General features: G+C 70.2%; 15 protein-coding genes and 3 pseudogenes. 4 read left to right on the forward strand and 14 right to left on the reverse strand.

Translation table 11 applies throughout. The features are described from left to right. Positions 1-79 precede the first annotated feature (79 nt). Positions 80-1,551 (forward strand): annotated as a pseudogene (locus M6G65_RS19725) (MFS transporter). 122 nt (positions 1,552-1,673) lie between these two features. On the opposite strand, the pseudogene M6G65_RS19730 reads toward M6G65_RS19725, so the two are convergent. From M6G65_RS19730 to otsB, 3 genes and pseudogenes are all read right to left on the reverse strand, one after another. Further along, positions 1,674-2,752 (reverse strand): annotated as a pseudogene (locus M6G65_RS19730) (glucokinase). Positions 2,753-2,803: 51 nt separating this feature from the next. Then, entirely contained in the window at positions 2,804-3,205 is a 402-nt protein-coding gene (locus tag M6G65_RS19735; RefSeq protein ID WP_238196042.1) for a DUF4260 domain-containing protein, read from the reverse strand. A gap of 119 nt (positions 3,206-3,324) precedes the next feature. After that, entirely contained in the window at positions 3,325-4,068 is a 744-nt protein-coding gene (gene otsB / locus M6G65_RS19740; protein WP_238196041.1) for a trehalose-phosphatase, read from the reverse strand. A 129-nt stretch (positions 4,069-4,197) separates the two neighbouring features. Between otsB and M6G65_RS19745 the strand changes: the two genes are divergently transcribed. Then, entirely contained in the window at positions 4,198-4,707 is a 510-nt protein-coding gene (locus M6G65_RS19745) for a DUF427 domain-containing protein (protein WP_238196040.1), read from the forward strand. A 53-nt stretch (positions 4,708-4,760) separates the two neighbouring features. Next, on the forward strand, positions 4,761-5,984 hold the full coding sequence (locus M6G65_RS19750) for a serine hydrolase domain-containing protein (RefSeq protein WP_250102756.1): 1,224 nt from the start codon (positions 4,761-4,763) through the stop codon (positions 5,982-5,984). Between the two features lie 13 nt (positions 5,985-5,997). Here M6G65_RS19750 and M6G65_RS19755 read toward each other — a convergent pair whose 3' ends face one another. The 6 genes from M6G65_RS19755 to M6G65_RS19780 form a co-directional block, all read right to left on the reverse strand. Further along, positions 5,998-6,609 carry a DUF2147 domain-containing protein gene (locus M6G65_RS19755; protein WP_192707980.1) on the reverse strand — a complete coding sequence of 204 codons (612 nt, stop codon included), beginning with the start codon at positions 6,607-6,609 and terminating at the stop codon, positions 5,998-6,000. Positions 6,610-6,839: 230 nt separating this feature from the next. Further along, a complete protein-coding gene (locus tag M6G65_RS19760; RefSeq protein WP_238196038.1) occupies positions 6,840-7,370 on the reverse strand; it encodes a GNAT family N-acetyltransferase in 531 nt (176 codons plus the stop codon). 149 nt (positions 7,371-7,519) lie between these two features. Then, entirely contained in the window at positions 7,520-7,729 is a 210-nt protein-coding gene (locus M6G65_RS19765) for a hypothetical protein (RefSeq protein ID WP_192707979.1), read from the reverse strand. Between the two features lie 317 nt (positions 7,730-8,046). Beyond that, positions 8,047-8,247 carry a hypothetical protein gene (locus tag M6G65_RS19770; protein WP_192707978.1) on the reverse strand — a complete coding sequence of 67 codons (201 nt, stop codon included), beginning with the start codon at positions 8,245-8,247 and terminating at the stop codon, positions 8,047-8,049. A 106-nt stretch (positions 8,248-8,353) separates the two neighbouring features. Then, positions 8,354-9,457 carry a helix-turn-helix transcriptional regulator gene (locus tag M6G65_RS19775; RefSeq protein WP_238196037.1) on the reverse strand — a complete coding sequence of 368 codons (1,104 nt, stop codon included), beginning with the start codon at positions 9,455-9,457 and terminating at the stop codon, positions 8,354-8,356. Positions 9,458-10,185: 728 nt separating this feature from the next. Next, positions 10,186-11,499, reverse strand: coding sequence for an MFS transporter (locus M6G65_RS19780; protein WP_238196036.1), 1,314 nt, complete (start codon positions 11,497-11,499; stop codon positions 10,186-10,188). 188 nt (positions 11,500-11,687) lie between these two features. On the opposite strand from M6G65_RS19780, the gene M6G65_RS19785 reads away from it, so the two are divergent. Continuing rightward, positions 11,688-12,839: a dimethylmenaquinone methyltransferase gene (locus M6G65_RS19785; RefSeq protein ID WP_238196035.1), complete on the forward strand. Its 1,152-nt coding sequence runs from the start codon at positions 11,688-11,690 to the stop codon at positions 12,837-12,839. A 111-nt stretch (positions 12,840-12,950) separates the two neighbouring features. On the opposite strand, the gene lptB is transcribed toward M6G65_RS19785, so the two are convergent. The 5 genes and pseudogenes from lptB to M6G65_RS19810 all read right to left on the reverse strand — a co-directional run bounded on the left by lptB (position 12,951) and on the right by M6G65_RS19810 (position 19,362). Beyond that, positions 12,951-13,802, reverse strand: a complete 852-nt coding sequence (lptB, locus tag M6G65_RS19790; RefSeq protein WP_373323730.1) for an LPS export ABC transporter ATP-binding protein — start codon at positions 13,800-13,802, stop codon at positions 12,951-12,953. An 8-nt stretch (positions 13,803-13,810) separates the two neighbouring features. Beyond that, positions 13,811-14,474: pseudogene (locus M6G65_RS19795) on the reverse strand (LptA/OstA family protein). After that, positions 14,471-15,190, reverse strand: coding sequence for an LPS export ABC transporter periplasmic protein LptC (gene lptC / locus M6G65_RS19800; protein WP_250102757.1), 720 nt, complete (start codon positions 15,188-15,190; stop codon positions 14,471-14,473). The pseudogene M6G65_RS19795 and the gene lptC overlap by 4 nt, the downstream one beginning before the upstream one ends. Before the next feature lie 231 nt (positions 15,191-15,421). Beyond that, positions 15,422-17,254: a molecular chaperone HtpG gene (htpG, locus tag M6G65_RS19805; protein ID WP_250102758.1), complete on the reverse strand. Its 1,833-nt coding sequence runs from the start codon at positions 17,252-17,254 to the stop codon at positions 15,422-15,424. Between the two features lie 119 nt (positions 17,255-17,373). Beyond that, positions 17,374-19,362, reverse strand: a complete 1,989-nt coding sequence (locus M6G65_RS19810; protein ID WP_379009574.1) for a potassium transporter Kup — start codon at positions 19,360-19,362, stop codon at positions 17,374-17,376. Between the last annotated feature and the right edge of the window lie 79 nt (positions 19,363-19,441).

The following is a 19,441-nucleotide window of genomic DNA, read 5'->3' on the forward strand; positions in this document are numbered from 1 at the left end:
TTGCCAACACCTGCCTGCAGTCGCGGTAAATGCCGGCTGTTCAGGTACGGTAAACGACAGTTCGGGAGGGTTTGCGCGGATGGCGAGCAAGGTCGAGGGAGGCTCCGGGACCCCGGAGCGGGCGGAGATCGGCCGGGTGATCGACACCGACATCTCTGCTCGGCTCGACCGACTGCCCTGGGGCCGCTTCCATGTCCTCGTCATCGTGGCGCTCGGCATCACCTGGGTGCTCGACGGCCTGGAAGTGACGCTGGCGGGCTCGCTCGTCGGCGCCCTGCGCAAGCCGCCGATGTCGTTCTCCGAGTTCGATGTGGGGCTGGCCGCCTCCTGCTACCTCGTGGGCGCCGTCACCGGGGCGCTCGGCTTCGGCTGGCTCACCGACCGGATCGGCCGCAAGAAGCTGTTCTTCATCACGCTGGCCCTCTACCTGGTCGCCACGGCGGCCACCGGCCTGTCCTGGAACGTCTGGAGTTTCTGCCTCTTCCGCTTCTTCACCGGCGCGGGAATCGGCGGCGAATACACGGCGATCAACTCCACCATCCAGGAACTCGTCCCGGCCCGGGTCCGGGGCTGGACCAACTTGGTCATCAACGGCTCGTTCTGGATCGGCGCCGCGCTCGGCTCGTTCATGTCGATCGTGCTGCTGAAGCCCGAGGTGATCGATCCAGCCTGGGGCTGGCGTGTGGCCTTCTTCACGGGTGGTGCCATCGGCCTCGTGATCCTGCTCCTGCGAACCTGGATCCCCGAGAGCCCGCGCTGGCTCGCCACCCACGGCTACGCCGCGGAAGCCGACCGGGTCGTCACCGGCATCGAGAAGCGCTTCAAGGACGAGGGCGTCACGTTGCCGCCCGTGGACGAGAGCAAGCGCATGAAGGTGCGCACCCGCGATCACACCCCCTGTCGGAGGTGTTCAAGGCGCTGTTCGTTACGAGCCGCAAGGAGACCATGGTCGGCCTCGCGCTGATGATCGCGCAGGCGTTCTTCTACAACGCGCTGTTCTTCACCTACGCGCTGGTGCTGGAGCGCTTCTACGAGGTGCCCGGCAACCATGTCGGCTGGTACCTGCTGCCCTTCGCGCTCGGCTCATTCCTCGGGCCGCTGCTGCTCGGCCGCCTGTTCGACACGATCGGCCGGCGCAAGATGATCGCCTTCACCTACGGGATTTCGGCGCTGCTGCTCGCCGGCGTCGGCCTGCTGTTCCGCCTCGACGTGCTCGGGCCGGTCGGCCAGACGGGGGCCTGGATGGTGGTGTTCTTCTTCGCCTCGGCGGCGGCGAGCTCGGCCTACCTGACCGTCTCCGAAACCTTCCCGCTGGAGATCCGGGCGCTCGCGATCGCGGCCTTCTACGCGGTCGGCACCGGCATCGGCGGCGTCTCGGGCCCGCTCCTGTTCGGCACCCTGGTGGAGACCGGCTCCCGGGACTGGGTGTTGTTCGGCTACGGGATCGGGGCCGTGCTGATGCTGGTCGCCGCGGTGGTCGGCGGCATCTGGGGCACGGCCGCGGAGGGCAAGTCGTTGGAGGAGGTGTCGAAGCCCCTGGCGGCGGCCTGAGCGCCTGTCCGCATCAGCCTTCGTCTTTGCGAGCGGAGCGAAGCAATCCGAAGCGCGCTACGCCGGTCGGCGTCGCGCTGCCCCGGGTTGCTTCACCGCGCGCCACGACGGGCAAGAGGCGGTCACATAGCCTTCCGCCACACCTGCCCATGATAGACGAACTTGCCGCCCTCGTTCGCCAGGGCGGCAAGGCCCCGGAAGGCCGGATCCTGGACGGTGATCACGCTCGTCGGGATCTTGCGCATCATCTCGGCAAAGGGAGCCTTCCGCTCGAACGCCGTGCGGAACCCGCTCTCCTGCAGCACCTTGAGGATCCGGGGCGCAATGCCGCCGCCGATATAGACGCCGCTCGTCGCCAGGAAGGTCAGCGCGAGGTCGCCGCAGACGCGGCCGAGCAGCCGGCCGAACAGTTCCAGGGTCTCGGCGGCGTGCGGGTCGGAGGCATTGAGACCCGCCTCGGTCACGGCCGCAGGATCGATCTTCTCGTGCGGCTTGCCGGTGCGAACATGGGCCACGGCCGCGTGGAGCCGCGCCAGACCCGGCCCCGACAGGACCGTCTCCACGGTGATGCGATCTTCGACCCGCTCGAGGACGTGCCAGACTTTCTCCTCGAATTCGTCGGCGGGGCCGAAATCGGTGTGGCCGATCTCGGTCGAGACGATCGCGAGATGGGCAGCGTAAGGCACCAGGGCGGCAGCGCCGAAGCCAGTCCCGGGCCCAAGCACGACGCGGGCGCCCCCGGCACCGGGGGACAGGGTCCGACCGGCGAAAGGTCGTGCGGCTCGATATCGGCGGCGCCGGCCGCGACCGGCACGTAATCGTTCACCACGACCGCGGAGGAGAGACCAAAATCCTCGGCGATGCGCTGACCGGCGATCTTCCAATGGGCGTTGGTCAGCTGGATCTCCGGCCCGTCGACCCGGCCGGCGATGGCCAGGATCGCCGAACGCGGTCGGGGTGCGCGGTCCCCGTCCTTGGCCAAGGATGCCTTGATGGCGCTCGACGGATCGGCGTGGTCGGCGGTGGCCTCATGCGAGAGAGGCCGGGGCTGATCACCCTTCGTCTCGATGAGGCCGAAGCGGGCATTCGTGCCGCCGATGTCGCCGACCAGAACCGGAAACTCGAACATCGAAAGGCTACCTCTCGTTTCTGGCCCGCCCCAGGCGAGATACGGGCCTGCCGACAGCGTGGATGACTCCATCCGACGCTCGGGTCCAGGCGCTCAGGCCCGGTGCGAGGACGGCCGCACCCATCAGGATGTCGTCACGTTCTCACGGCTCCGGCCGACCGCGCCAAGATGCGTATCGCCGAAACCGCTTCCGTATTTAAGGCCGTAGCCGAGCATGCGGTCCAGACCGATATGGGCGAGCCAGATCAGCGCCACGCCGGCGAGGCCCGGTTGATGCAGGCTTGCCGCCAAGCCTAGGGCGATCAGCGGCCCGGCGAGCGTATGGACCGCATTGTACAGCACGGCGCCGGAGCGGGCGCCGGTCACGTAGCCGAGCATGCTGAGATCGGGCGCGAGGATCAGCACGGCGAACGTCCACCAGGGCTGCCCGAGCCAGGCATACGCTCCGACGGCACTGCCGAGGATGCCGGCGCCCTCGATCCGCAGCAGCACGCGCGGGACGCCGCGCACAAAACCGTCCGGCATCGTGATCCTCGTCGAATGCGCGGGGCGAAGCGCGGGCCAGCCGTCCTCACGCGCATGCCGAGAGGCCTCGCGTGGACTTGGCACATCATGGACTTGGCAAATACGGGGCCGCTCCTGCCTCAGGCCGGCGGCAGCGCCGCCGGATCGATGGCGCCGCCCTCGGCCCAGTCCCGCAGCAGCGCGCGGACGGCGGCCGGATCCGGCAGGCGCCGGCCCGCCACGGTGTCGCCGTCGCCGACCCGGACCGCGATGCCGCCATCCTCGTTGACCGAGGCGAAGGCGATCTCGTCGGTGCGGTCGTCGCCGAAGAAGACCGGCCTGCGCCCCGCGTAGGGCGCCTGCTCCAGGAAGGCGCGGATCGCGTGCGCCTTGGTGGCCTGCGCCGGGACGAGCTCGCCGACCGCCTTGCCGAGCTGGAGCCTGTAAACGCCGCCCAGGGCATTGGCGGCCGCCTTGACCAGAGCTTCGGCCCGGGCGGCATCCTCGGGATCGGCGAGGCGCCAGTGCACCGCCACCGAGGCACCCTTGTCCTCGATCAGCACGTTGGCCAGCGCCGCGCTCTCTGCCTGAAGGCGCTCGACCTGCCGGCGCAGATCCGGGTGATCCTCCGGCCGTCCGCCCGCGAGGCGCCCGTCGACGCGGCGCTCGACCCCATGGAGTCCGGCCGCATCGAGGCGGGCCGGCGCCAGGAAATCGTCGATCACCGAGACCGGGCGCCCGGTCACGATCGCGAGGGCGCCGCCGAGGCGCTCCCGCAGCCGTTCCAGGGTGTCCACCAGGCCGGGCGCGACCTGCACGGCGTCGGGCCGCGGCGCGATCTCGGCGAGGGTGCCGTCGAAGTCGAGGAAGAGGGCGATGTCCATCGCGGGCGATCCCGGGGCTTGAGCGTCGGCCCCGGGGCTAGCACGGCCCGGCCCACCGACAAATGACGGCCGTGGTGCCCTATGTGGGTCCACGAGCGATTGGCACGAGGTCCCGATGAGATGCTGCCCATGACTGGCCCGGCGAGGCGACCCGTTCCGGACCCGGTTGGGCCGGGCGCGGAAAGCGTCTGGGACTACCCGCGCCCGCCGCGGCTCGAGCCGGTGCGGGAACGGCTGCGCGTGGTGCTCGGCGGCGCCGTGATCGCCGAGACCGAAGCGGGCTTTCGCGTTCTCGAGACCTCGCACCCGCCGACCTACTACCTGCCGCCGGACGCCATCGTGGCCGGGGCGCTCGCGAACCCGCGGCGCGGCGGGATCTGCGAATGGAAGGGGCAGGCGCGGCTGTTCGACGTGCGCGGCGGTGACCGCGTCGCGCCGGGCGCCGCCTGGACCTATCCCGCCCCGACCCCGGACTTCACCCGGATCGCCGGCTACGTCGCCTTCTACGCCGGCCCGATGGATGCCTGCTTCGTCGGCACGGAACGGGTGACGCCGCAGCCCGGCAGCTTCTACGGCGGCTGGATCACGCCCGGGATCGTCGGCCCGTTCAAGGGCGGCCCCGGCACGATGGGCTGGTGATTTTTCGGGTCCCGGCCCTTACGACGTCGGACAGACGAGGCGAGGACGACCGCATGAGCGCGCTGACCGAGACCGATCCGCAAGGGGCCGGCTTCAGCCCGGAGGGGCTCGCCCGGATCGCGCCGTGGATGGACCGCCTCGTCGCCGAGGGGCGGCTCGCCGGCCTGTCGGTGACGGTCAACCGGCGCGGCCGCACCGCCTTCGCGCGCGCCTCCGGGCAGGCCGACCTCGCCCGCGCGACGCCGTTCACCCTCGACACGGTGACGCGGATCTACTCGATGACCAAGCCGCTCACCTCGGTCGCAGTGATGCAGCTCTACGAGCAGGGCCTGTTCCAGCTCGACGATCCGGTGTCCCGGGTCCTGCCCGAATTCGCCGCGATGCGCGTCGCGGTCGGCGGCAACCGGGCGAAGCTCGAGACCGAGCCGGCGCGCCGGCCGATCACGGTGCGCGACCTCCTCACCCACACGGCGGGGCTGACCTACGGCTTCATGGAGGCGACGCTCGTCGACGCGCAGTACCGCGAGCGCGGCGTCGATTTCCTGGCCCGGGAAGGGACCCTCGCCGAAATGACCGCCCGCGTAGCGGCGCTGCCGCTGCTGGCGCAGCCCGGCACGGCCTGGAACTACAGCGTTGCCACCGACGTGCTCGGCCATTACGTGGCCACGCTCAGCGGCCGGCCCTTCGCGGACTATCTGCGGGACGAAGTCATCGCCCCGCTCGGCATGGTCGATACCGACTTCCATGTCCGGCCCGACCTGATGCCGCGCTTCTGCGCGACCTACGCGTATGACCGCGAGCGCCGGCTCAGGCCGTTCGGCGATTCGGTGGACACGGTCTTCGCGCACCCGCCCGCGATCGCGTCGGGCGGCGGCGGCCTCGTCTCGACGGCCACCGATTACCAGCGCTTCTGCCGGATGATCCTCAATCGCGGCACGCTGGACGGCCGGCGGCTGCTCGGCCGCAAGACCGTTGATCTGATGCTGGCGAACCACCTGTCCGGCGACCTCGCCGCGATGGGCACGCCGCGCTTCGCCGAGACCTCCTACACCGGGATCGGCTTCGGCCTCGGCTTCTCGGTGATGCTCGACCCGGCTCGCGCCCAGATCCTCGGCACGCCCGGCGAAGTCGCCTGGGGCGGCCTCGCCTCGACGGCGTTCTGGATCGACCCGGCCGAGGATCTCTCGGTCGTGCTCATGACGCAGCTCGTGCCGTCCTCGGCGCTGCCGATCCGGCGGGAGCTGCGCGTCCTGACCTACGCGGCGCTGGACAGCTGAGGCGCAGCGCGCCTCACTCCTGCGCGGGCGCGCCGGCAGGGGCGGTTTTCGCCGCCGGCTTCGGAGCTGCCTTGGCCGTCGGCTTGGCGGCGCCGGCGTATTCGGGGTCGCTGCGCGGGCCGTTCGGGCCGTTGGTCGGGCCGGGGAGCTGGCCGGGGGCGAGGTCGGTGACCTTGTTCCAGGTCTGCGACTTGCACAGGAACGCGATCAGGCAGCCGCGCACCGTCAGCTCGCCGGGTGCGTCCGTCCAGATCGTGACGTCGTACGACTTGCCGTCCTCCGAATTGTAGATCTTGCCCTCGTAATGGGCATCGGCATTCGGCTTCAGGCCCATGATCAGCTGGTGGCCCAGGGACGGACGCGCCTGCTTCTTGGGATCAGGGTTCTTGAAGTCGACCCGCGGCTCGCCCTTGTCGTTGAGCGGAACCTTCAGCCAGACCACGTAGCCGCACAGCCGATCGTTGGCGGCCCCGCACTTCTCGAGGCGCACGCGGGCGCGGCCATCCTCGGTGAGATAGGTGCCGCTCGGATCGGTCGGGGTCGCCGCATGCGCTTGGCCCGCCAGCGCCGAGAGCGCCAGGATCGCAAGCGGCGCGATCCGGCGGCTGATCGAAGTAAACCTCATACCCGAACTCCCATACCTCGCGAGCCGTGTCGAAGACCCGACCGCCCACGCGTAAACCGCTTGCGCGCGCGGAAAGCCCCCTTCCCTCGCGACATCGCGCTCTCGCCGGGCCGAGCCCCGGGCGGCACGCGCTTCCTGCCCGCCCTGTCCCGCGCGAAGTTGTCCGCATCATGACAACGCAGCTTAGGGCTGAAGATGCAGACCTGCTCCCGTGCGGCGCGGATCCGGGTTCAGACGCGGGTCGGCGGCGCCGTCCGGGCGGCGGCGAGCGGGCGCTGCATCAGGGTGACGTCGAGCCAGCGCCCGTGCTTGTAGCCGACCCCGGACAAGGTCCCGACCGGGGTGAAGCCGAGCCCGGCATGCAGCGCGACGGAAGCGGGAGAGCCGCTCTCGGCGATGACGGCGACCATCGTCCGGAAGTCGATCCGTTCGCATTCCGTGATCAGGGCCGCGAGCAGGCGGCGGCCGATCCCGCCGCCGCGGCACGCCTGCGCGACGTAGATCGAGTCCTCGACCGTCGAGCGGTAGGCGGCGCGTTGATGGTAGGGGCCGGCATAGGCATAGCCGGCGACGGAACCGTCCCGCACGGCCACCAGATAAGGGAAGCCGCCCGCGCGCAGGATTGTGAAGCGCCGCGTCATCTCATCGAGGCTCGGCGGCTCCGTCTCGAAGCTGGCCGTGCTGGTGCTGACGGCGTTCCCGTAGATCGCCGTGATAGCCGTCAGATCGTCCTCGGTGGCCGGGCGTATTTCGTCTGTCACGACGGCAGAATAAGCGGGCGATGGCGAGGCCGGCAACGGCCCCGCGCGTGCAGCCCTGTCGTCAGAGGCGCGGCGCAAGCGGGGCGCCGTGCGATGATGCGCGGGGCGGCGCCGGGCACCGCACCCGTCGGGCGCTCCGGAGAGGCCGCTTACTCGGCCGCCGACATCTCTGCGGTGAAGTGGCCGCACCAATCCTTGGACGCGACCACCGGCCAGAGGCCCTTGGACTCCGGGGCGGGCTGGCTGACCGGCGGATTGAACCGGCAGAGACCCTCGTCGCCCTGCGCGCTGGCGCCGTTGAGCTTGTGATCGTCGAAGAAGCGGCAGCTCTCGCAAGCGGCGTTCGCGGTACCGGCCATCGGGTCTCTCCATCGTGAATCGCGGTGGCGCGACCAAGTTCGCGGCGCGCCCTGCACAGTTCTTAATTAGAACAGGTATAAAGAGCGGTCAACGTTGAGGCTTGGCTGAGGCTTGCGATCGGTGGCTTTCCGCAGGCCATTCCGAACAGGGTCGGCGCGCGGTCATCTGCACGGGATCGGGCGAATGCGGCGCGACCGACTTGGTCCGCAAACCCAGAGAAGCCGGACCCTGGATCAGGGCCCGGCTTCGGAGCGGTCGCGGGGTCGATCCGGGTCCCGCACGCGCAGAACCCGGTCTGTTTCAGGTGCGGATCGGCTCAGCCCTGCTTGGCCTTCTTGTTGGCGTTGTGGTGCCCGATGGCGCAGCCCGCGGCCGCCCCCATCTTGCCGTGGCCGGCCACGTGACCGGCGACGCCGCCCACCACCGCACCTTTGAGGCAGCCCTTCGCCTCGGCCGGCGCACCGGCGAGAAGGGCGCCGATGGCCAGGGCGGAGGCGAGCGCGATACGATTCGTCATCAGAGGGTCTCCAGTCGTTGAGGTTCGTTCTGTCGTCCCCTGTCAAACGGTGCCGCGAGCTGACCCGTTCCGCCATCCGGGCCGGACGGCCCGGCGCGGCGGCTGGTCAGCGCGCGAGACCGGCGATCAGCCGGACGAGGTCCGACTGACGCGTCGCGCCGGTCTTGGCGAAGATCGCCTTCAGCTGCGAGCGGGCAGTCGCGGCCGTGATTGCGAAGCGGGCCGCCGCTTCCGCCAGCGAAGCGCCGCCGGAGACGGCCTGCGCCAGACGCGCCTCCGCAGGCGTGAGCCGGTAGGCGGCCTGAAGGATGGCCGAGGTCGGCACCGGCGCGGCCTCGGGGACGCTTCCCAGGAGCAAGGTGCATCCGCCCGCGAACAGTCCGCGGCTGGGCCCGACGAGCGGGACGACGTGGATCACGACCGGCGACGCGTCCTCGCGGGCCACGACCACGGCGGAGATCGGCGGCCGGCCGGCCGGGCGTCCTAACGCCTCCAATTGCCGGGCGGCCTCGGGCTCCGCGGCGGTGAGGCGTCCGCCCGCGAGCTTCAGGTCGCGGCCGAGCAGCGCGCCGAAGGCGGCGTTCCAGCACACCGCGCGTCCCGTGGAATCGAGGATCAGCGCCGCGCGCTCGATGACGTCGAAGGCCTGATTCATCCCGGCCAGCCGGGCCTTCTCGACCATCGCGGTGAGCAGGCCGGCTCGCCGGAGAAGGGGCGACAGGGCAGCCAGGCGCGTCTGCTCGTGCGGCTCGTAGGGCCCCTGCGCGATCGTCCGCTGCAGCGACAGGCACCAGAGCTGGCCCTTCACCTCGAACCCGATCCCCGCAAACCAGCGCAGGCCACGGGAGGCGAGCAGGTCCTGGTAGAACGGAAGCCGCGCGAATTCCTCGGGCGAGGTGAAGTCCTGATCGACCGCGATGCCGCGCTGGCGCATCAGCGGAATGCCGCGCAGCCGGTGGTCTTCGCGGTGCCAGCCCTCATCGAAGTAGCGGCGCGAGGCATCCGCCAGGGACGGCGTGCAGAGCGCATCGAGCGCGGTGCGGTCCGAACGCAGGAGCAGGGCGCCTTCGCTGCCGGACGCCCGCGAGGCCCGGTCGATCAGGTCGGGCCAGCGTGCGGCGTCGATCACCGCCTCCTCGAGATCCTCCCGGAAACGGGCCTCGAGGTCGTCCTGCAGGCGGATCCAGGGATCGTGGCTCACGCCGGCCATCGGACCCGTCCGCAGAGTCCAGGGGGTATCGATTCAGTCTTGATCTGTTCGAACGTCATCCCGATGGCAGACATCAGCCAAGCAACCATAATTCTGCCCGGTCCCGCAAGGCAATCGCTCGGTTTTTTACATTTTTGAATGCGGAAATCTGACCGAACGATTGACCTTCGCGGTTATCGGGCCAGCCAACTGCGCCGGCATGGCCGTATCCGCTGATTTCGACTCACGAGGTACGTCCAAACAGTTGCGCCCGATTCGAACGGCCGCAACCGGCCCCGCTCCCGTGCGGGACCGGGGCGACGCTATCTGGAAGATCCGTCTTCGCGCAGATGTTCGGCGAACGGTGAGCCGCGCCGTCAGACCCGGGCCGCGCAGCAGAGCCCGGACCCGGAGGGGCACGCCGGAGGCGGGCGATCCAGATCCGCTATCAGTACAGGATCCTGGCGCGTCGGCGGCTCTGGATTCCGGGTTCGCCTGCGGCGACCCGGAATGACGGGGTCGGGGGTTTGCGATGTGGCGCTAGATGAAAGGATCGAGCGGTCCGCGCGAAGGCGCAATCGGAAACGCCTCCGTCGTCGCGGGTTCGGATGATGATCTCGGCCCCGCCGTCTTTGCGAGCGGAGCGAGGTAATCCAGCCGGCGCCACGATCTGAGAAGTCGCGCCGCCCTGGGTCACTTCGCTGTGCTCGTGATGACGGAGAGGGACACCTCACTCCCCGTGCCGCAGCTCATCCGGCCGCGTGCAGGCCGTCCACGAGCGGGCCCGCCGGGACCTCGTCGACGATCGGATCCTGGATCAGCGTCCAGTAGCCGAGGGCCGCGATCAGCGCGATCACCGCGCCCGTGATGAACGCCATCGAGAAATGCCCCGTCCCGCCGACGATGAAGCCGGTCACAGTCGGGGCCAGGGCGCCGCCGATATAGCCGCCGAAATTCTGCATCGCGCCGAGCGAGGCCGTGCAATTGGCAGGCGCCGCCACGGAGGCCATCGCCCAGGCGGAGGACGAGCTCAGATAGACCAGGAACAGTGAGGCCGAGATGCACGCGATGGCCAGCGTGTCGCTCGGCGTCAGGGCCGCCACCACGGTGAAACCCGCGGTCGCCACCAGGGAGGCGACCATCGGGATCTTGCGGCTGCGGATCGGATCGACGCCGCGCCGGACCAGCATGTCCACGACCCGGCCGCCCAGGATGCCGCCCATCACCCCGAAGGCGAAGGGGATCGAGCCGATGAGGCCGGTCTTCTGCAGGGTGAAGTGCCGCTCGATCTCCAGGTAGCTCGGCAGCCACGCGGTGTAGAGCCACGTCATGTAGATGCAGCCGAAATAGCCGACGATCATGCCCCAGCTGGTGCGGAAGCCGAATAGCCGCCGCCACGCACTCCAGGTCACCGGCCGGCTGGCATTCGGCGCGTCGCCCTCTTCCAGGAAGGCGCGCTCCGCCGGGGTCAGATCGGTCTCGCGCGGGTTGCGGAACACGAGGTAGACGATGGCGGCGAGCACCAGCCCGGCCGCGCCCATGATCACGAACATCGCGCGCCAGCCGAAGCTCACCATCAGGAATGTGAGCAGCGGCAGGGCCAGGAAGGTGCCGAGGGAGGAGGCGCAGTTCCAGATGCCCGTGGCGGTGCCGCGCTGGCGGATGTTGAACCAGTCGCGGGAGACGCGGGCGCAGGTGGGAAAATGCGGCGCCTCGCCGATGCCGAGGACGATGCGCGCACTCACGAACTGCCAGAACGACGTCACGGCGCCGCCCAGCATCTGGCCGAGGGACCAGCAGGACAGGCCGAGGGTGAGCGTCAGCCGCGGCCCGAGCCGGTCGGCCAGCGCACCGGCCGGAAGCTGGGCGAAGGCGTAGGCCCAGAGGAACGCCGAGAGCAGCAGGCCCATGTCGGGGATGGAGAGGCCGAGATCCTCCCGGATCAGCGGGTTGGCCACCGCCAGGGTGGCGCGGTCGACGTAGTTGACGACGCCCGCGGTCACGAGGAGGGCGAGTGAGATCGTCTGGATGCGCCTCACGCGCGGCGTTGCGGCCAGGGCCATCGATTTCTCCTCCCGGGATGACGGGCACCGTTGGGGTGCTCCGGGTCCGACCGGCCGTTGCTCGACTCGTGACGTCCCGCCCGCATTCTGCACCGATTGCGGGCGACGGGAAGAGCCCGCCGCCCCTCGCCTCCCGGCGCCCGACGTCGTAGACCGCCCTCCTCCCTCATCCTCCGAGACCGCTCCGCGTGCGCCTGACCCAGATCACCCACCACGACCTCGACGGCTACGGTGCCTCCACGGTGGCCGCCGCCTGCGCGACGGTCGAGCGCGTCGTCCACGTGCCGCGCTACAGCGATGTCGGCCCGGTCTTCGAGGACGAGATCAAGCGCCTCGGCCGCGCCGCCGAGAGCGAGATCCTCCTGATGACCGACCTCGGCCTGGAGGAGCAGACCATCGCCGGGCTGAAGAAGTTCGCCGCGATGAACCGCCGCCGCGACGAGGGCCGGACGCACCGCCTCGTGGTTCTCGACCACCACGCCTCGTCTCTCGACCAGTTGCGCCGCCTCGGGCTGGAGCCGGCCGCGGATCCGGAGCGGCCCGGCCTGAACCGGATCGATCTCGGCGATCCCGGGATCGCCGTGCTGATCGAGGAGGATCTCTGCGCCACGCGGATGACCTTCGATCATCGCGCCCTGTTCGCCAGCCACGAGCCCGAGACCGACCTGTCGAGCCTGCTCGCCGCGGTCGACGCCCTCGACCTCTGGCGCAAGGAGAGCCCCGCCTTCCGGGGCGGCCTGGCGCTGGACGAGCTGTTCTGGGATGTGGTGTCGAGCTTCGTGCCGGTCGGGCATCCCTGGCACGACCGGTTCGTGTCCGACATCCTGCTCGGCGCCGCTGCGGCGCTGCGGGACGGCGCGGTGGCGGCGGAGCTGGAACGGCGCGCAGTCGCCATCCGAGGCGACGTGGTCGACGCCCTGCTGCGCGACGCGCCGGACGACGATCCGGCGCTCACCACGCGGATGCGGCTTGCCCGGGCGCTCGCCCGCTCGGACGCCCTGTTCCGGCCGCTGAAGGACGGCACGCTCCTGTCCTTCGCCCTCGACTCGGGCACATTCCAGCGGGTCTCGGACCTGATCATGGATGCGGGCCGGGCGAAGCGCGTCGTCAACGTCCAGCGGATGGGGAACCTGTCGTTCCGCTCCAATGACGGCACGGCGCTCGACGGCGCCCGTCTGTTCCGCGGCGGCGGCCACCGGGACGCGGCTGGTGGCCGGCTTCAGAGCGGCTCAGCCTTCTCGATGGCGGACGCGATCGCCCAGGTGGAGCCGGTGCTGAACCCCGAGAAGCCCGCGGGCTCGGACAGTCCGTTCGCGGCGCTGAAGAACTGGAAGGGGTGAGGCCGTCGGGCTCGCCCGTTCTCGCGCGCGCAGCGGAGCGGCTCAGGGTCGCACGCCATCGACTGTCGTGGGGGCTCTGGATCGCGTCGCTGCGCGCGGACGATGAACGGCCTAGAGCCGGAAATCCTCACCCAGATACAGCCGCCGCGCCTCGGGGTTCGCCACGATCTCCTCCGGCGTACCCTCGGTGAGGATGCGGCCGGAATGGGCGATGTAGGCGCGGTCGATCAGGCCCAGCGTTTCGCGGACGTTGTGGTCAGTGATCAGCACGCCGATGCCGCGCTGCTTCAGGTGCTTCACCAGATCCTGGATGTCGCCCACCGCGATTGGGTCGATGCCCGCGAAGGGCTCGTCGAGGAGCATGAAGGTCGGCGAGGAGGCGAGCGCCCGCGCGATCTCGCAGCGCCGCCGCTCGCCGCCCGAGAGGGCGATCGAGGGCGACTTGCGCAGGCGCGCGATGTCGAACTCCTCCAGCAGGGAATCCAGCTTGTGAGCGCGGGCCTTGCGGTCGGGCTCGACCACCTCCAGCACCGCGCGGATGTTGTCCTCGACGCTCAGCCCCCGGAAGATCGAGGCCTCCTGCGGCAGGTAGCCGATCCCGAGCCGCGCCCGCTGGTACATGGGCAGGTGCGTGATCGGCAGGCCATCGAGGGTGATATGGCCGCGGTCGGCCGCCACCAGCCCGGTGATCATGTAGAAGATCGTGGTCTTGCCGGCGCCGTTCGGCCCGAGCAGCCCCACGGCCTCGCCGGTGCGGACCGTCAGCCCAGCCTCGTGCACGACCGTGCGGGCCCCGTAGCTCTTGCGCAGGCCGCGCACGCTGAGGATGCCGAGACCGCCCTCCTCGGCCGCGGACCAGCCGTCGGACCCGGCAGCCTCCGGCGGCCGCGCGCGCCGGCCGAACAGCCGGCCGAGCCAGCCCGTATGGCCCGGCGCATCCTGCGGGCCAGCCTGAAATGCCACGGCGCCGCTCAATCGACCTGCGCCTTCGGCTTGGGCGGCGGCTGCGTGCAGCCCTTCGCCTTGCCGTCCTTGGCGTCCGTCTTCTCGCCGGGGACGAACAGGGCCGAGACCCGGCCGCCCGCCACCGGATCCATGTTGGCCCGGCCGGTATTCATGTCGTAGACCAGCCGCTGCCCGCGGGTGACGTTCTGGCACTGGCTCAGCACCACGTTGCCGGTGAGCACGATCCGCTTGGCATCCTGGTCAAACACCGCGTGGTCGCCGGTGGCGACCTGATCCTTCTGCACGACCGTCACCGGGCCGGCGCAATCGACCTTCTGGATGCCGTTCTCGGCGGGGTTGCGGGGCGCCGCCTCGGCGCCCTCGTCCTTCGGCTCGGCCTTGGCGCCTTTGGCGGGCGCGTCCTTGCCGCGCTTGTAGGTGACCGTCATGGTCGAGCACCGGATGGTGCTGTCGCCCTGCACGGCCACGACGTTGCCGGCGAAAACCGCCTTGTTCTCCCGGTCGAACACGTCGAGCCGGTCGGCGTCGATCTTGATCGGATCCTTGCCGCTGCCGCCGATATTGCCGAAGGGCGAGATCCTTGCGCGCCGCGGGCTTCTCGGCCAGCGCGGGACCGGCCAGGAGCAGCCCGGCCGTCAGGGCGGCGCAGAGGCGGCGAGCGGCCCTCATCGGCCGACGCCCCCGGCCTCGGCATCCGAGGTCAGGATGCGGGCAGGCGGCTTCTCGGCCTGATCCTCGTTGACGATGACCACGTGGACGTTGCCCACGAAGGAGATCCGCTTGCCGCTCTCGGCGACGTCGAGGGTGTCGGCGTTCACCGTGGCCCGCGGGCTCGACACGGTGACGGGCTCCTGCGAGCTGATCGCCCCGGTCTTGAACGTCACGGCGGCCGAGCGCAGGCGCGCCTCCTCGCCCTTGTCGGTCCAGATCCGGATGTCGTCCTTCAGGTCGAGGGCTTCGCGGGCGGTGTCGAACAGGCCCGAGGCCGCCGAGAGCCGGGCGACGCCGCCTTGGTCGTCGGTGGCGATGTGGCCGCGCATCTGCTGCAACTCGATCTGGCTGGGCTTGCGCACATCCTGCAGGGCGGCATCCGCCGTCACCTCGTAGCCGCGCGTGCCCTGGCGGAATCCCGAGAGCCGCGGGTTCTCCATGCGGACCTTCGAGCCCGCCAGCGTCACCGGGCCGACCGACACGCCCGGGAGCTTGGCGGCGAACGGATTGAACAGGTAGGCGAGCAACAGCGCCACCGAGCCACCGGCCGCCACGGGGATCAGGCGGCGCATCGTGCGCACGCGGTCGCTGTGGCGGTAAGCCCGGGCGTGGGCCCGAGTCCGCGCTGCCGCGACCGCCTGTCCGTTGCCGGCTTCAGCCTCGACCGGGTTCATGCAGCGTCCGTGAGGCGCATGTGAAGCGCGCGCGAGAGGGATCGGCTCAGACGCCTGCGGCCCCCACCGCGCCCGCGCCATCGGCCGGGCAATGATCCCGACCGGTGGCGAAGTTATGGCTTGACCATTTCCGAATGATCAACCGAACCCGCAAATGTCGGGCTCGAATGTGTGTGGAGACACACGCCGCGCGCAGCCTCACGGCGACGCGGGGCGCGTCTCTCCGTAGTTTTACGCGCCGCGCGCCGCGGCCAGGGCCGCCGCCACCGTCCGCGCGAACGCGGCCGGGTCGCGGGGGCTGTCGCCGTCCTGGATCCGGGCGAGGTCGAGGAGCGTGCCGGCAGCCTGCGGCACCTCGGATTCGGGCGAGGCGGCGAGCGCCCGAATCAGCGGGTGACGCGGATTGATCTCCAGCACCGGCTGGCCTCCGCCGGCCCGTCCGGCGCGGCGCATGAGGCGCTGCATCTGGAGGTCGGGGCCACCGGTGCCGGCCGAGAGCACCACAGCCGAATCGACCAGCCGGTCGGTGGTGCGCACATCGGAGACTTCGGCGCCGAGCGCCGTCTTCACGGCGGCCACGAAGGCGTCGATGCCCTCCGGCGCTTCGGGCTGCTCACCGTCGAGGGCGAACTTCGACAGGTCGAGACCGCCCTTGGTGATCGAGCGCAGCGGCTTCTCCTCGAACGTGCCGAGCTGGTCCGGCCAGAAGGCATCGACGTGGTCGGAGAGGAGTAGAACTTCGAGGCCGCGGGCCTTGAAGCCCTCGAGCTGGGGCGACGATTTCAGCGCCTCGGCATCGTCGGCGACGAGATAGTAGATCGCCTCCTGCCCGTCCTTCATTCGGGACATGTAGTCGGGCAGCGAGGTCCAGCCCTCGACCGCCGAGGACCGGAAGCGCAGGAGCGGCGCGATCTCGCCCCGGCGCTCGAAATCCTCGTAGATGCCCTCCTTGAGGACCGCGCCGAAATTCTCCCAGAACGCCGTGTAGCTCTCCGCGTCCTTGGCGCGCGTCGTCAGCTCGGACACGACCCGGCCGGTCACGGCGCGGCGGATCCGCGCCAGGGCCGGCGTCGATTGGAGCATCTCGCGGGAGACGTTGAGCGGCAGGTCCTCGGTGTCGGCGACGCCCTGGACGAAACGCAGCCACGGCGGCAGCAACTCGGCCTCGTCGGTGATGAACATCCGCCGCACGTGCAGACGGACCTTGCTCTGCCGCTCGTTGTCGAGGGCCTGGAACGGCTTCGAGCCCGGCACGAACAGCAGCGCCGAGAATTCGAGTTGTCCCTCGGCGCGCCAGTGCAGCGTCGCCCAGGGCTTGTCGAAGTTCATGCCGATGGAGCGGTAGAATTCCTCGTACTGCTCCTCGGTGACCTCCGATTTCGGCTTGCGCCAGAGCGCGGTGCCCTGGTTAGCCGACTCGTCCTTCCCGTCGCGCACGACGGCGATCGGCACGGTGATGAAGTCGGCCCACTTCCGCACGAGATGGTCGAGGCGGTAGGGCTCGAGGTACTCGTCGGCATCCTCCTTGAGGTGCAGGACGATGTCGGTGCCGGGCTCGGCACGCGTGGCCGGCTCCAGCGTGTAGCTGCCCTGCCCCTGCGAGGCCCAGGTCCAGGCCTCGTCGCTGCCGGCGCGGCGCGACGTGACGGTGACCCGGTCGGCGACCATGAAGGCCGAGTAGAAGCCGACGCCGAACTGGCCGATCAGGCTCGGCCGGTCCTCGGCCTTGGCGGATTCCAGCGTCTGCGAGAAGGCCCGCGTGCCGGAGCGCGCGATGGTGCCGAGATTGGTGGCGAGATCCTCCTTGGTCATGCCGATACCGGCATCGGAGACGGTCAGGGTGCGCGCCTCCTTGTCGGGCGCGATGCGGACCTTGGCGTCCGGCGGCAGGGCGCTCGCCGCTGAGGTCAGCGCCTCGAACCGGCGCCGATCCATGGCGTCGGCAGCGTTGGCGACGAGCTCGCGCAGGAAGATCTCGCGGTCGGAGTAGAGCGCGTGCACGACGAGGTCGAGGAGCCGGCCAACCTCCGCCCCGAACTCGTGCCGCTCGATCGTCTCGCTCACGGGTGATGCCTCCGCTGTGGGGAAAAACGCGGTGGCGATATGCTTGCGAACGCGGCCGTTTTCAATGCGCATGCCGGCCGGCTTCGGCCTCCGATGCGCGGCTCGCGCGCCGCGGCCGGTCAGATCTCGATCTCGGTCCCCACCTCCACGATCTGCCGGGTTGGCAGACCGAAATGGGCGCCGGTCCGCTCGGCGTTGCGCTTCATGAAGGCGAACAGGCCCTCCCGCCAGGGCGCCATGCCGGGATGGGTCGGCGACGGGATCACCACCTCGTGGCCGACGAAGTAGGTCATGTCCTCCAGATATTCCGGCGGCAGCAGGCCGCTCGCCACGGCGCATTGCAGGCCCTCGGGAATCGAGGCGGTCTGCATGAAGCCGTAGTGCAGGACCACGCGCTCCATGCCGGGCGTGTACTTGGAAATGGCCTTGCGGATGCCCTGGGCCACGAGCGTCACCTCCGCCCGCTCGGTAGCGGGAATGACCGGCTCCTCCTCGTAGATCACGGTGATCAGGAGGAGCCGCTCGTGCAGGCAGCGGCTGCGCTCCAGCAGGCGGCCGAGCGCCATCGGGATGCCCTCCGTGGCGGCCGTCAGGAAGGCTGCGGTTCCCGGCAGCGTCACCGGTGGGTGCGAGGCCAGGCGGGCGAGGAAGGTCGCCTCGGACATGCGCATGGTCTGGCGGACGGATTCAAGGACGTGGTTGCCCTTCATCCAGGTCAGCATCAGGAATGCGACCGCGCCCGCCAGCAGCAGCGGAAACCAGCCGCCTTCCAGGAGCTTCACGCTGTTGGCGGCGAAGAAGACGCTGTCGATGGCGAGGAAGAAGCCGTTCACCGCGACGACCAGGATCAGATTGTAGCCCCACCGAAGCGCGATCAGGGCCGCCAGCAGCGTGGTGATGCCCATCAGCGCCGAAACCGCGATCCCGTAGGCGCCGGCCAGCGCGTCGGACGACCCGAACACCACGACGGCGGTGAGCGTCGCGACGGCGAGCATCCAGTTCACCCCGGGCACGTAGATCTGCCCGCGCTCGTCCCGGTCGGTGTGCACGACGCGCATCGCCGGGAGGAAGCCGAGCTGGATGGATTGCTGGGTCAGCGAATAGACGCCCGAGATCACCGCCTGCGAGGCGATGACCGTCGCCATCGTGGCGAGACCGACCAGGGGATAATGCGCCCAGTCCGGAGCCAGCAGGTAGAACGGGTTCTCGATCGCCTCGTGATTCGCGAGGATGAGGGCTCCCTGGCCGCAATAATGAATCAGCAGGGCGGGCAGGACGAGGACGAACCACGCGGCGCGGATGGCCGGGGCGCCGAAATGGCCGAGGTCGGCGTACATCGCCTCGCCGCCGGTCACCGCCAGGAAGGCCGCGCCGAGCATCAGGAAGCTGACGTGCCAGCCCGCATGGATCAGGAAGTCCAGGGCCCGCCAGGGATTGGCCGCCGCCAGGATCTCCGGGGCTCGAAGGATGCTCGGGACCGCGAGCAGGACCAGCACGACGAACCAGACCAGCATGACGGGCCCGAACACCCGGCCGATGGCGGCCACGCCCTTGTGCTGGACCAGGAACAGCCCGACCAGGATCACCAGCGTGATCGGCACCACGAACGGCCCGAGCGCCGGCGCGTCGACCTTCAGGCCCTCGATCGCCGACAGCACCGAGATCGCCGGCGTGATCGCCCCGTCGCCGTAGAGCAAAGCCGCGCCCACGAGCCCGACCACCAGAAGCAGCGCCTTCCACGTCCCCGGCCGCGCCTGCCGCGCGCCCAGCAGCGCCAGCATGGCGACGATGCCGCCCTCGCCGCGGTTGTCGGCGCGCAGGATCAGAACCGCGTATTTCAGCGACACGATCAGGATCAGCGACCACAGGATCAGCGACACCGCACCCGTGGCCGCCGCCGGCACCGACGCGCCGCCGGCCGTCGCCGCCTTCACCGCCTCCTTGAACGCGTAGAGCGGGCTCGTGCCGATGTCGCCGTAGACCACACCCAGCGCGCCGAGCATCAGCGCCGGCCCGGGACCGTGCCGGACGGCGCCGGGCTTGCGCACGACCGGTGCGTTGGGGAGACCGACTGCCGGTGCTGCCGCAGGGTTGAGGGCTTGGCTCACGGGCAGGTCCGGTCGATGGCGTCGCTATCGGCGCGACTTTAGCAAGTCGAGGGCGCCGCGGAAGACTGTCTGATAGCCC

The sequence above is a fragment of the Methylobacterium tardum genome (genome assembly GCF_023546765.1).
Classification (GTDB): Bacteria; Pseudomonadota; Alphaproteobacteria; order Rhizobiales; family Beijerinckiaceae; genus Methylobacterium; species Methylobacterium tardum.